The 12,062-nt window shown below is 67.3% G+C and carries 11 protein-coding genes; 6 read left to right on the top strand and 5 right to left on the bottom strand.

Going from position 1 to position 12,062, the window contains the following annotated elements; genetic code table 11:
• Window positions 1–2 precede the first annotated feature (2 nt).
• The 5 genes from ACWDU4_RS06670 (at window position 3) to ACWDU4_RS06650 (ending at window position 6,438) form a co-directional block, all read left to right on the top strand.
• A complete protein-coding gene (locus ACWDU4_RS06670; protein ID WP_450113083.1) occupies window positions 3–1,637 on the top strand; it encodes an FAD-dependent monooxygenase in 1,635 nt (544 codons plus the stop codon).
• Complete coding sequence (locus ACWDU4_RS06665; RefSeq protein WP_450113082.1) at window positions 1,634–3,601, top strand: flavin-containing monooxygenase; 1,968 nt, start codon at window positions 1,634–1,636, stop codon at window positions 3,599–3,601. Before ACWDU4_RS06670 ends, ACWDU4_RS06665 begins: the two co-directional genes overlap by 4 nt.
• Window positions 3,598–5,025, top strand: a complete 1,428-nt coding sequence (locus ACWDU4_RS06660) for a carboxylesterase family protein (protein ID WP_450113081.1) — start codon at window positions 3,598–3,600, stop codon at window positions 5,023–5,025. Before ACWDU4_RS06665 ends, ACWDU4_RS06660 begins: the two co-directional genes overlap by 4 nt.
• Before the next feature lie 70 nt (window positions 5,026–5,095).
• Window positions 5,096–5,734 (top strand): TetR/AcrR family transcriptional regulator, encoded by a 639-nt coding sequence (locus ACWDU4_RS06655; RefSeq protein ID WP_450113080.1) that lies wholly within the window; start codon window positions 5,096–5,098, stop codon window positions 5,732–5,734.
• A complete protein-coding gene (locus ACWDU4_RS06650) occupies window positions 5,731–6,438 on the top strand; it encodes an SDR family oxidoreductase (protein WP_450113079.1) in 708 nt (235 codons plus the stop codon). Before ACWDU4_RS06655 ends, ACWDU4_RS06650 begins: the two co-directional genes overlap by 4 nt.
• A gap of 45 nt (window positions 6,439–6,483) precedes the next feature.
• Here ACWDU4_RS06650 and ACWDU4_RS06645 read toward each other — a convergent pair whose 3' ends face one another.
• The 5 genes from ACWDU4_RS06645 to ACWDU4_RS06625 form a co-directional block, all read right to left on the bottom strand.
• The gene (locus ACWDU4_RS06645; RefSeq protein ID WP_450113078.1) at window positions 6,484–7,155 is read right to left on the bottom strand and encodes a GntR family transcriptional regulator; all 672 of its coding nucleotides are present in this window, start codon (window positions 7,153–7,155) and stop codon (window positions 6,484–6,486) included.
• Window positions 7,156–7,212: 57 nt separating this feature from the next.
• Window positions 7,213–8,346 carry an alpha/beta hydrolase gene (locus tag ACWDU4_RS06640; protein ID WP_450113077.1) on the bottom strand — a complete coding sequence of 378 codons (1,134 nt, stop codon included), beginning with the start codon at window positions 8,344–8,346 and terminating at the stop codon, window positions 7,213–7,215.
• A gap of 163 nt (window positions 8,347–8,509) precedes the next feature.
• The gene (locus tag ACWDU4_RS06635) at window positions 8,510–9,301 is read right to left on the bottom strand and encodes an SDR family NAD(P)-dependent oxidoreductase (protein WP_450113076.1); all 792 of its coding nucleotides are present in this window, start codon (window positions 9,299–9,301) and stop codon (window positions 8,510–8,512) included.
• Window positions 9,302–9,330: 29 nt separating this feature from the next.
• Complete coding sequence (locus ACWDU4_RS06630) at window positions 9,331–9,591, bottom strand: hypothetical protein (protein ID WP_450113075.1); 261 nt, start codon at window positions 9,589–9,591, stop codon at window positions 9,331–9,333.
• Window positions 9,572–10,726 (bottom strand): Rieske 2Fe-2S domain-containing protein, encoded by a 1,155-nt coding sequence (locus ACWDU4_RS06625; protein WP_450113074.1) that lies wholly within the window; start codon window positions 10,724–10,726, stop codon window positions 9,572–9,574. Before ACWDU4_RS06625 ends, ACWDU4_RS06630 begins: the two co-directional genes overlap by 20 nt.
• Before the next feature lie 163 nt (window positions 10,727–10,889).
• On the opposite strand from ACWDU4_RS06625, the gene hsaA reads away from it, so the two are divergent.
• Window positions 10,890–12,056 (top strand): 3-hydroxy-9,10-secoandrosta-1,3,5(10)-triene-9,17-dione monooxygenase oxygenase subunit, encoded by a 1,167-nt coding sequence (hsaA, locus tag ACWDU4_RS06620; RefSeq protein ID WP_450113073.1) that lies wholly within the window; start codon window positions 10,890–10,892, stop codon window positions 12,054–12,056.
• Window positions 12,057–12,062 lie beyond the last annotated feature (6 nt).

The following is a 12,062-nucleotide window of genomic DNA, read 5'->3' as shown; positions in this document are numbered from 1 at the left end:
GAATGAATATGCAGCAGAAGAATATTGATGCAGATGCGGTCATCGTCGGCGGTGGCCCCGTGGGGCTCACCCTTGCCCTGCTCCTCGCCGACGAGGGCGCCCGGGTTTCGGTGATCGAACCGATGACCGTACCCGGGGACCTGCCCCGTGCAATCAGCATCGCCGACGAGTCCTTCCGCATTCTCGACCGTCTGGGGCTGGCGGACGACCTCAAAGCCGAGTCCTATCTGGACACCGGCGCGCGCTACTTCGGCCTCGGCGACCGCATGCTCGCCCAGTCCAAGCCCGTTGCGTCCCGCACCGGACACCCCGCCAAGTCGCAGTTCGACCAACCCGTACTGGAACAGTTGTTGTGGGACAGGGCGGTCGAACACCCCGACATCGACTTTCGCATGGGCCAACGCGCGGTCGCGATCACCCAGGACGGCACCACCGTCACGGTGACCACCCGCTCCGAGGAAGGTGTCACCTCGACCGTCGTCGGATCGTGGCTGGCCGGCGCGGACGGAGGCCGCAGCTTCACCCGCGATGCCCTCGGCGTGCCCCTGGTCGGATCGACCCAGGAAGAACGCTGGGTGGTCATCGATCTGCTGAACACCACCCGCGCGAAAGAGCCCTACGCCGAGTTCCACGGCAACGGCAGCCGGCCGTACGTCTACGTCCCCGGCATCAAGGGACGACTGCGTCTGGAATTCATGATGCTCCCCGGCGATGACGCCGAGGAGATCACCCGCCCGGACAAGATCCGCGAACTGGTCCTTCCGTTCCACCCACAGGTGACCCCGGAGGACATCCGGCGCGCAGTCGTCTACGTCGCCCACCGGAGGCTCGCCAAGACCTACCGGGTCGGACGGGCGTTCCTCGTCGGTGACGCCGGCCATCTCATGCCCCCGTTCTCGGGCCAGGGACTCAACGCCGGTCTGCGCGACGCGTCGAACCTGGCATGGAAACTGCGGGCCGTGCTCGACGGTGTCGGCACCGAGCGCCTTCTCGACAGCTACGAGTCCGAACGTCGCACCCACGCCAAGAAGATGGTGCGCATCTCGCACGTCACCGGTTCGATCGTCATGGCCCGCGGTGTCGCCGCCGTCGCCCGCGACGCCGTCTTCACCGTGGCTCGGTTGTTCCCGCCGGTCCACGCCTATCTGTCCTCCATGCGGTTCATCACCCCGCCGGACTATGCGAACGGTGTCGCCGTCAAGCCGGGACGTGAGGTGGACCGCAGCCTCGCAGAAGCCGTCGGCAAGGCCATGAGCCAGCCGACGGTCGAGACCGCCGAGGGCACCACCTCGCCCCTCGACGCGCATCTCGGCACCGGATGGGCGATCCTCGAACTCGGGACCGGTCGGGTCGCACGTGATCCGTTCTGGAACGGAGTTCCGCGCGTGCGCCTTCTCCCACGCGGCCACAACCGTGGCCCGGAGGAGGCGGGTCCCTGCGATCTGACCGATCTCAGCGGCGCGTTTGTCGACCCGACCCGCCCGCTCGGCGTGCCCCACGCCGTCGTCGTTCGCCCGGACCGCTACGTCGCGGCTGTGCTCACCGCTGCCGACGAGGCGCGGGTGGTCGCCGCACTACGGACCTACGTCGACTTCTCGCGCAGCGTCGACCGCTCCCGGAGGAAAGAGAGCAGATGAGCACTTCTGGTATCGACCGCTACGACGACCTGTTCTGGCGCGACGAGTACGAGCCGATCACCGAATCCGACGACTTCCTGCAGGAGATCGCTCACAAGGCCGATCTTCCCTCGCTGCTGGTGGCCATCGCCGCCGCAACCGGTGACACCACCATCCTCACCGAGGACCTGCGCCCACCGTTGACGCCCGTCGACACGATCGGACACCCGCACGGTGGCATGTCGGAGGCTCAGCAGTACAGGGCCCGCGAGCTCGTCGCGGAAGGGCTGCGCCGCATCCGCGACGAGCGGATCACGCGTGTCGACATGCTGTCCGATCCTGCCGTCGCCGATGTGCTTGGCTATCTCACCGGCGGCAACCCCGACTGGGTCGACTCGCTCAAGCACGAACTCGACCTGGCCGAGGACAAGGGCGCCGCTCCGGACTGGCGGTACGACGACATCGCCGCGGGACGCCGCTTCGAGGTGCTCATAGTCGGTGCGGGCGTCTCCGGTATCGCCGCCGGGCACCGCTTCCGTCAGGCCGGCGTGCCTTTCACGATGATCGACACCGCCGACCGGATGGGCGGCACGTGGCAGAAGAACCACTATCCCGGAGTGCGCCTGGACACACCGACTTTCGGGTACTCCTACTCGTTCGCGCAGCGCGTCGACTGGCCCCACCAGTTCGCCGAGGGCGGGGAGATCGACGACTACCTGAACGCGGTCGCCGATCGCGCCGGGCTCACCGACCTGATCGAGTTCGGTACCCGACTGGTAAGTGCACGCTGGGACGACGAAGCGGGCGAGTGGGTGGTGGTGACCAGCGACTCGCATGGCGTCGAACGCACCCGAACCTTCCAGGCGATCATCAGCGCGGTCGGGCAGTTGGATATTCCGAACATCCCAGACTTCCCCGGGGCCGAACGCTTCCGCGGTGTCACCATGCACTCGCAGGAGTGGGACGACTCCTACGATTGGCGTGGCAAGCGGGTCGCCGTCGTCGGTACCGGTGCCAGTGCCTATCAGATCGTGCCGGCGATCTACGACGAGGTGGCGTCGCTGACCGTCTTCCAGCGCAGCGCGCCGTGGATGCTTCCCGCGCCGACCTACCACGACAACCACTCGGAGGCGTTCGCCTGGCTGGTGCGCAAGGTGCCCTACTACGGGCAGTGGTACCGACTGTGGGTGATCACGCAGGGAACCCCGGGTCGGTTCCACACTGTTCGTGCCGAAAAAGACTGGCACGGTGCGTCATTGAGTGTTTCAGTGAAGAACCAGCAGGTGCGTGAGGAGCTGATCGCCCGGCTGACCGAGCAGTTCGAGGGCCGGCCGGACCTGCTGGAGATCGCGATCCCGTCCTACCCACCGGGAGCGAAGAGGATGCTGCGTGACAACGGTGTGTGGGCGAAAGCGTTGATGGCCGAACACACCCGGGTGTCGACGCACGGCATCGTGGAGTTGACCGAGACCGGTGTTCGCACTGCCGACGGCGAGCATCACGAGGTCGACCTCATCATCTACGCAACCGGATTCAAGCCGTCGGACTATCTCGACGGTATCGAGGTGACTGGTCGCAGTGGGGCCGAGATCCACGAGTACTGGAAGGATGACGCTCGCGCCTACAACGGCATCACTGTGCCGGGCTACCCGAACTTCTTCATGCTGTACGGCCCCAATATCGGTGGTGTCGTCGCCGGCAGCCTGCACTTCATGCTCGAGCGCGCGGCGGAGTACTCGCTCGAGGCGGTTCGTGAGGTCCTCGAACGCGGCGTCAAGGCCCTCGACGTCACCCCCGAGGCGCTGGATCGTTTCGTGGAGTGGGTCGACCGGGAGAACCGCCAGATGGCGTGGGGCCAGCCCTACGTGCGTAGCTGGTACCAGAACAGTGTCGGCAGGGTCTCGCAGGTGTGGCCCTACACCAACGCCGAATACTGGAAGATCACCGAGCGCGTGGACCCGGACGACTACACCTTCCTGCCGTGACCTCCGTGAATGCGGACATCAGGGAGTTCGCAGTCAGCAGCGGCGTTGTCCGCGCCGACGTCGCCGACGGGGTCATCGACGCCCGCGGTGTGCGGTACGGGGCGCGGCTCGACCCGGCCGATCGTGGTTCCGAGCTGGGGCCGCCGACCGTCGCACAGTCGCCGCCGACCGCATTCCCTCAGGTCAGTGGGGTGCTCGACGGGATCCTCGGACCGGCGCTCGCTGAACTGCCCAAGCACGAGGATGCCTTCTCTCTGCGGATCCAGGCACCTGTCGACGCCGTCGGCCTGCCGGTGCTGCTGTTCGTCCCCGGCGGCGGATTCACCACCGGCTCCGGCGAGTCACGCTGGTACGACGCTCATGATCTCGTCCGCAGCGGACGGATCGTGCTCGTCACGGTCAGCTATCGGATCGGTGCGCTCGGACATCTCTGCGGCGCCGGCGATGCCGCCGCCTCGGCCCGGCCCCTTCGAGATCTCGAGGGGGCGGCTCGCTGGGTGCGGGACAACATTGCCGCGTTCGGCGGCGATCCCGCCAATGTCACGATTGCCGGGGACTCCGCCGGTGCGTGGTACGCGCATGCGCTCAGCGTTCTGCCCGGTACCCGGGGGATGTTCGCCCGCACGCTGCTGGTCAGCGTCCCGCGCCTCGCACCGTTGTCCGCGGACGACCACGCGGCTCGGCGTGTGGCGTTCGCTTCGGCGCTGGCACCGGAGCGGATCGCCACTGCCCCAGTCGAGTCCGTTTTGGCAGCGCAGCGCGCCACGGTGCTGGGCTACCGCGGTGCGGGCTTCGCCTTTGCTCCGGCTGCCGGGCCCCAGGCACCCGGATGGCTGGGCGCGCCGAGGTCGAGCGCCGCCCACCTGCACACCTCCGCGCTGCTGGTGCTCACCACCGCCGACGAGTCTGCGGCATTCCTCAGGGCAAAACCCGCGGAGGAGTTCACACGGGCGGCACTGGAGGACTTCGTCACGCGCTCCTTCCGTGCGCCCGAATCGGTGCTCGAGCACACCGCCGGCCGGAAGCCCGGGTACGAGCAGGCTGTGGCCGCGATGACGTGGTGGCAATTCCATTCGGTGGCATACGATCTTGCGCAGTACGCGGCGGTTCCGACGCGACTGATGCGGCTCGGTGTGCGCAGTCCTCTGGAGCGGGCCCTGTCGCCGCACTGCTTCACGCTTCCGTTCCTCTTCGGGGATCGTCACGCTTGGCGGGACGCACCGATGATGGAGGGCCTCGATCGGGACGTCTTCGAGTGCGTGCGGGCGGCATTCCGGGACGCGATCGTCCCGTTCGTCCGTGACGGTGCCGGCACTGCTCCCGTGTGGCAGTCGGCGAGTCCGCGCCTCCTCGCGGTCGAGGAGAGCGGCGCTCGCACGGTTCCTGTTGATGACCTGGCCGTTATGGAGGCGAGCGACCGATAGGTTTGGTCGGTGCCGGGTCGGGACGATAGGGAAGTATTTCGTAGTTTGTGAATGCGGTGAGGAGAGTGGAATGGCGAGACGTCGGATTCACCAATCGACCCCGGAGAACGAGCGGGCGATTCTCGAGGCGGCGTTGAGTCTCGCTGTCACGGCCGGTTACGAGGGCACCACGATGGCCGAGGTGGCCAGGCGGTCCGGGCTGCCGATCGGCTCGGTCTACTGGCACTTCGAGAACAAGGAACAGCTCTTCGCCAAGCTCATCGAATTCTGTTTCGAGATCTGGAAGCAGGACCACACCGGTCCGACGAACCGTGACCTGTTGCGTCGCAGCATCGCCGGATCGGCGGGCGGTTCGGCCAACCCGGAGAACAAGGCCGAGGCGTTCTGGATCCTCGCCCTGATGTTCGCCTTGGAACGTCGTCTCGAGGACAACAAGGCGCGGCAGAAGTACCTCGAGGTCCGTGAGCAGATGTTCGAGTTGATGGTGCAGCGGGTGGAGCCGCAGATCCCGGCCGAGGTCCTCGCCGCAGATCCGGAGTTCGGCCGCAAGATGGTCGTGCTCGGTCGTGCCCTCACCGACGGCTTCTACATCGCGGCGTGTGCCGGAGACGAAATCGACTTCGCCGAATTCGCCGATCTGTCGGCGTCCGCCGTCGAGGCGCTCATCGCGCGCCGCGCCGATGAACTGAGCAAGGACGAAAACTCATGACGCAGAGGGCAGCAGTTGTTGTCGCAGGTGGCTCGGGCATCGGTGCCGCCGTCGCCACGGAGTTGCACGAACACGGCTATCAGGTGGCGATCCTGTCGCCGTCCGGGCGCGGTCGCAAACTCGCCGAGGAACTCGGCGGTGTGGGACTTGACGGAACGAACCGCTCCGAGGACGACCTGCAGGCCGTCGTCGACTTGGCCTTGTCGGAGTTCGGCCGGATCGACACCGTGGTCAACAACTCGGGGCATGGCGCCACCGGTGGTGTGCTCGATCTGACCGACAGCGATTGGCAGGACGGCATGGAGGGCTACCTGCTCAATGTCGTCCGGATGGCCCGAGTGGTGACTCCCCATTTCCTCGAGGCCGGTGGTGGCAGCATCGTGAACATCTCCACCAGCTCGCCGTTCGAGCCGAACCCGCGGTATCCGGTGTCGGCGACATTCCGGTCCGGGCTCGCCTCGTTCACCAAGCTCTACTCCGACGAGTACGGGCCGTCGGGTATTCGCATGAACAACGTCCTTCCGGGGTGGACCGTCGCCGACCCCTCCACGGTCGCACCCGAGTGGACCCAGCGCATCCCGCTGCGCAGGGCTGCCAGCACGCAGGAGATTGCCTGTACCGTGCGCTTCCTCGCCGGCGAGGAGTCGAGCTACATCACCGGACAGAACATTCGCGTTGACGGCGGGGCCACCCGCAGCGTCTGAAGTTCGTCCCGGTCACCGTGTCCGGGTGGTTGCGCTCTCGCGGGATCAGCCGAGCGACTGTGCGATGACCCTTGTCGTGCTCGTGTAGTGCTCGCGCAACAGCTTCTCGGCGGTTGCCGCGTCACGAGCGAGCACGGCCTCGAGGATCTCCCGGTGCTCCGCTTCGATATCGCGTGATTCTGCAGCCTGCGAGGGTGCAGTCCACTGCCGATAAAGAACGGTGGCATCGGCGAGCGTTGCCGCCAGGTCGGTGAGCGCCGAGACGCGGCACGGTTCCAGAATCTTTGCATGGAAGTCCTGGTGGGCCTCGAGCCACTCAGGGCTGATGTGATGCGGGTCGTCGACTCTGCGGCGAGGCGTTCGCTCCAGCCTGTGGTGAGCGCCGATCAGCTCCGATTCCCAAGCGAGGCTTCCACGCTCGATGGCGAGAGCAACACCGAACCCCTCGATCCGGCAGCGCAGTTCGGTGAGGTCCTGGAGTTCGTCAAGCGTCAACTGAGCGACGAAGAAGCCGTGATTGGGAACGAAGGAGACAAGCTGCTCGCCAGCGAGCCTGGTGAGGGCCTCGCGCATCACGGTGGTGCTGGCGTCGTATCGTTTGGAGAGCTCGCCGACCTGAAGCCTTCTTCCGGGTTCCCACTTCCCGCTCAGGAGGTCCGCGCGCAGGGCCTCCCGTATTTGCGTGCTGAGTGAAGCCCATTTGTCTGTACGCGCCATGCAAACAATATACCGATCCCAACAGAAAACATTATCTGGTCGTCTTCCGGGTGCCCCTCAGGGGTTGCTCAGACCCAGCGAGTGCGCAAGCGTCGGCCACGTGTCCGGGAGCTGGTCCTTCCAGTAGGGCCAGGCGTGCACGCCGGTGGGTTCGTAGCGGAACGTCGCGGGAATGCCGAGTTCCCGTAGCCGCGACTGCAGGCGTCGGGTGCAGGTGTTCGACGCCGCTTCGATCGGGCCGCCGATGAGCACGCGGTCCGTGAGGACGCTGTCCGCATCCTCGTGCCGTCCGGGAACACCGGTCATCGCCGAGGCGTAGATCTCCATGCCCCGCAACCCTTCCGCGCCGAGCACCGAATCGTGCGCCACCCATCCCGGCCCGCCGATCTCGCCCCAGATGTTCGCCGGGTCCCCGCCGCGGGACGAGATCGTCTCGAGCACGCTGAGGCGGCCGACGTCGTCCATCGTGGAATAGCAGCCGCTGAGCACCGCGATTCCGCGGTACATGCCGGGATGGCGGTGAGCGAGCATCATCGCGCCCTGTGCGCCCATCGACACGCCGAGCAGCGACTTGACGCCGTTGGTCTTCAGTCGGGCGTCCATCAGCGGGGGCAGTTCCTCGGTGATGAACGTTTCCCACTTGTGCAGTCCGACAGTGGGATCGGTCTGCTCCCAGTCGGAGTAGAGGCTCGCCACGCCACCGTTCGTCAGTACGACGTTGACGTTCTTGTCGGCGAAGAACTCTCGGGCGCCGCCGAGGTCCCGCAGGCCGCTGTAACCCTCGGGCGCGTCGACGCCTTCCAGGGCGTAGATGGTCGGCCGGGGTGCCGAATCGTCCTTCGGCAGCAGCACTTCCACGCCGACCTCGCGGCGCAGTGCGGGGGACGCGACGACGAACCGGACGTACTGTCCCGACCGGCTGCTCTCCCCGACGATCGCGGGGGTGGTGATGTCGTCGCGCAGTGCGGGCGGGGCCGGAGGCTGTCGCTGCAGTGGCCCCGGGATCGTCGATCCGGTGCTGACGCTGCCGCTGTCCGAGCTGGCGGCGCTGCTCCCGCCGATGCTGCCCGTGTCGGGCACGGCACCGGAGGGTCCGACAGGTACTGCCACCAGCGCGGCGAGGGACACGCCGAGCGCCCCGACACGGAGGGCGTGGCGCTGCCAGGCACGGATCGGTCCGGCACGGAACATCGGTTCTCCCTCGGCGGTCGCTGGGCGGGTGCGCCGAACGTACCGTGCGCGGCGACCGTTGCCGGGGCGAATGGTCGAAATGTCAACGACCCGACGAGAAACGGCGGTGGCCGCACCCCGGGTATGGGCGCAGCCACCGCCGTGAACAGGCGTTTTCGCGGTTCTACTTGCGATTGAGCAGCTTGCGCATGGTCTCCGCGGCACCCTTGACGAGCTTGTCGCGGGGGAAGCCGGCGCGCTTGACGGCGCCCTGGTAGTTGCCGCCTGCGACCCACACCGGGCCGTCGGTGAGGTGCTCGAGACCCTCGCGGGCGGCGTCCTCGGGCTCCTGGACGATCATGCCGGGAACGTCGAAGTTCAGTCCGGCACGGATCATCGCGGGGGTACGCGTGACGCCGAGGACCAGCTCGACGACGTGCACGCCGTGCGGCTCGAGCTCGAGCCACAGGCTCTCCGCGAACACCCGGCTGAACGCCTTCGACGCCGCGTAGATGCTCTGGTGCTCGGAGCCCATGTAGCCGGCCAGCGAGCCGAGCAGCATGATGCCGCCGCGGCCGCGCTCCTTCATCAGTGCGCCGAAGTGGTGCGAGAGCTCGAGCTGCTTGGTGATGTTCAGGTCGATCACGCCGCGGAAGCCGTCGAGATCGCCGGTGACGAACTCGTGCCCGTAGGAGTTGGCGCCCGCGTTGAAGATCAGCAGCCCGACCTCGACGTCGTCGGTGACGGCGCGGATCTGGGTGAGGGCGTCCGCGGCGAGAAGGTCCAGGGACAGGGTGCGGACCTCGACGCCGTGCGAGCGCACCTTCTCCGCGGTCTCCTCGAGGGGGCCCGGCTTACGGGCGATCAGCACGAGGTTGAAGCCCGCACCGGCGAGCTCGTCCGCGAACGCCGCGCCGACGCCCTCGGAGCCGCCGGCGATGACGGCCCACGGGCCGTACTGGTTGATGTCGATCATGAAGGATCCTGTCGTCGATTCAGGCGATGTCAGTGTGCCACTTGGGGCGTCGGGACGGGGTCCTCGTTGGTGATGGAGAGACGTCCGTCGAGCGCGGCGCGCTGGATGGACGCGGCAAGCGCCTCGCAGCGCATCACCGGCGCACCGGGCCGGCCCTCGCGGCCGGTCCATTCGTGGATCTCCCGGCAGGTGTCCTGCGCGGTCTCGGTCCACTGCACGGCGGTGTGTTCCCAGCTGTGCTTGAGGACCTGCACGCAGGCCCCGCAGGCCTCACACTCCAGCGGCTGCATTCTCGCGCGCCCTCTCGAGGTTCGCCTCGACCTCCTTCTGCCAGGAGGCGACGGCCTTGGTGGTGTCCATCTCGTGCTCGAAGCGGTCGACCATCTCGGTGGTGACGTCGGCACGGTCCACGTAGAACTGGTCGTACCAGCGGCGCAGCTGGTAGACCGGGCCGTCCTCCTCACACAGCAGCGGGTTCTCGATCCGGGTCTTGTTCTTCCAGATCTCGATGTCCTGCTCGAAGCCCCTGGCGATGAACTCGCCGAACTTCTGCGCCGTCTCCAGCGCCTTGTCGCCGAGGACCGGCGACTTCTTGACGATCATGCCGTACATCAGCACGAACTTGTCCGGCGAGACCGGGTAGTGGCAGTTGATGAGGATCGACTCCACGTCGTAGCCCTCGTACTGGTAGGCCAGGTCGTCGATCATGAACGACGGGCCGAAGTAGGAGGCGTCCGAGCGGCTGCCGAGCATCTTCGGGGTGTTCGCGGCGTGCGGACGCATGTCTTCGCGGGCCACGCCGCGCATGAACTGGCTGGCGACCTGACCCTCGAAGACGTTCTTGAAGAACGTCGGGAACGAGTAGTGCACGTAGAAGAAGTGCGCCATGTCGACGATGTTGTCGACGATCTCGCGGCAGTTGGTGTCGACCTCGGTCGTGTACCAGACCCATTCGGTCCACTCGTCGCTGAGCGCGCCCTCGATGCGAGGGATGTACATGTCCTCTTCGGTCGGCGCCTTGCCCTCGGGGTCGTGCCAGATGAACAGCATGCCGTCCTGGTCGAGGGTCGTCCAGGCGCGGGTGCGGGCGAGCGGGGGCACGCGACGGGCGTAGGGGATCGACGTGCACTTGCCCTTGCCGCCCCAGCGCCAGTCGTGGAAGGGGCAGGCGATCGAGTCGCCCTTGACGGTGCCCTGGCTCAGGTCGCCGCCCATGTGCCTGCAGTAGGCGTCGAGGGCGCTGAGCTTGCCCTCGCTGTCCGCGAAGACGACGAGCTTGGTGCCGAAGGCCTCGACGCTGTGCGGCTTGCCGTCGCGGAAGCTCTCGGAGAGTCCGAGGCAGTGCCAGCCGCGGGCGAACCTCGTCGGCGCGGCCCCGGCCTCGATCACGCGAACTTCGTCGTGCGCGGACTGCGTGCTGGTCACGGTTCATCCTTCCCGTCGGGCGGTGCCGCCTCCGGGCGACACGATTGATGACTTCGGACGCTAACGACGCCGGTAATCGGGCACCCGCGGGGATCTCACTGGCCGGGACCGTTGGCCGTGCGCCGGACGATTCGACGTAGGACGAGCCGATAACATTGGTCAAATGGACAACGAGGTACTCGGTCGGGTGCGGGAGTTGCTCCCCACCATCGCGGAACGGGCTCGCGCCACGGAGGATGCCCGCCGGGTGCCGGACGAGACGATCGCGGCACTGGTCGAGACCGGGGTGTTCCGGATGCTGCAACCGACCCGGTACGGCGGCCTCGAGTCCGACCCGGTGCATTTCTACGAGACGGTTCGCGCGATCGCCGGGGCGTGTGGCTCCACCGGATGGGTCACCGCGGTGCTCGGCGTGCACCCGTGGCACCTGGCCCTGTTCGAGGACGAGGCGCAGGCCGCCGTGTGGGGCGAGGACCCCGACGTGCTGATCGCGTCGTCGTACGCCCCGGTGGGCACGATGGTGCGGGTCGAGGGCGGCTACGAGGTGATGGGCTGCTGGCGGTTCTCGTCCGGGGTGGACCACTGCGGGTGGGCGCTGCTCGGCGGCATGCTCGTCGACGACCGTGGCGACCCGATCGACAACACCACGATGCTGCTGCCGCGGTCGGACTTCCAGATCCGCGACGTCTGGGATTCCGTCGGGCTGCGCGGCACCGGCAGCAACGAGATCTTCGTGGAACGGGCGTTCGTGCCCGACCACCGAGTGATGCGCAACTACGAGTTCTCCCAGCTGCGAGGCCCCGGACAGAAGGTGAACACCGGACCGCTGTACCGGATCCCGTTCGCGACGGTGTTCACCTCCACGATCGCCGCCCCGGTGCTCGGCGTCGTCTACGGCTGCTACGAGGAGTTCCTGGCACGGATGCGGGACCGGGTGCGGCTGAGCCTCGGCGGCGGGCGGTTCGCGGAGGACCAATTCGCGCAGGTGGGCATCGCCCGTGCCTCGTCGGAGATCGACGCATCGATCCTGCAGATGGACCGCAATGTGCGCGCATTGATGGATGTGGCGTCGGCCGGCGCCGAGATACCGATGCAGATGCGGCTGCGGGCCCGCCGCGACCAGGTGATGGGTACCGAACGGGCCCTCGACGCCATCGACCGGCTGTTCAAGATGTCCGGTGGCAACTCCCTCGACGCAGGCAACCCGGTCGAGCGGGCGTGGCGGGACGCGCACGCGGGCGGCGTGCACGTCGCCAACGACCTCGAACGGGCGTTGAGCCTCTACGGGCGCGGCGCGTTCGGGCTGCCGGTCGAGGACAACATGATCTGACCGGTC

The sequence above is a fragment of the Rhodococcus sp. NPDC003348 genome (genome assembly GCF_053589375.1).
The sequence above is the reverse complement of the archived record's forward strand: the minus strand, read 5'-3'. Positions and strand labels throughout refer to the sequence as shown.

Excerpts from the sequence above, each read along its gene's own strand:
- ACWDU4_RS06635 (WP_450113076.1), bottom strand. The coding sequence starts at position 9,301 with ATGATCGACATCAACCAGTACGGCCCGTGGGCCGTCATCGCCGGCGGC.
- hsaA (WP_450113073.1), top strand. The coding sequence starts at position 10,890 with ATGGACAACGAGGTACTCGGTCGGGTGCGGGAGTTGCTCCCCACCATC.
- ACWDU4_RS06630 (WP_450113075.1), bottom strand. The coding sequence starts at position 9,591 with ATGCAGCCGCTGGAGTGTGAGGCCTGCGGGGCCTGCGTGCAGGTCCTC.
- ACWDU4_RS06655 (WP_450113080.1), top strand. The coding sequence starts at position 5,096 with ATGGCGAGACGTCGGATTCACCAATCGACCCCGGAGAACGAGCGGGCG.
- ACWDU4_RS06650 (WP_450113079.1), top strand. The coding sequence starts at position 5,731 with ATGACGCAGAGGGCAGCAGTTGTTGTCGCAGGTGGCTCGGGCATCGGT.
- ACWDU4_RS06665 (WP_450113082.1), top strand. The coding sequence starts at position 1,634 with ATGAGCACTTCTGGTATCGACCGCTACGACGACCTGTTCTGGCGCGAC.
- ACWDU4_RS06640 (WP_450113077.1), bottom strand. The coding sequence starts at position 8,346 with ATGTTCCGTGCCGGACCGATCCGTGCCTGGCAGCGCCACGCCCTCCGT.
- ACWDU4_RS06645 (WP_450113078.1), bottom strand. The coding sequence starts at position 7,155 with ATGGCGCGTACAGACAAATGGGCTTCACTCAGCACGCAAATACGGGAG.
- ACWDU4_RS06670 (WP_450113083.1), top strand. The coding sequence starts at position 3 with ATGAATATGCAGCAGAAGAATATTGATGCAGATGCGGTCATCGTCGGC.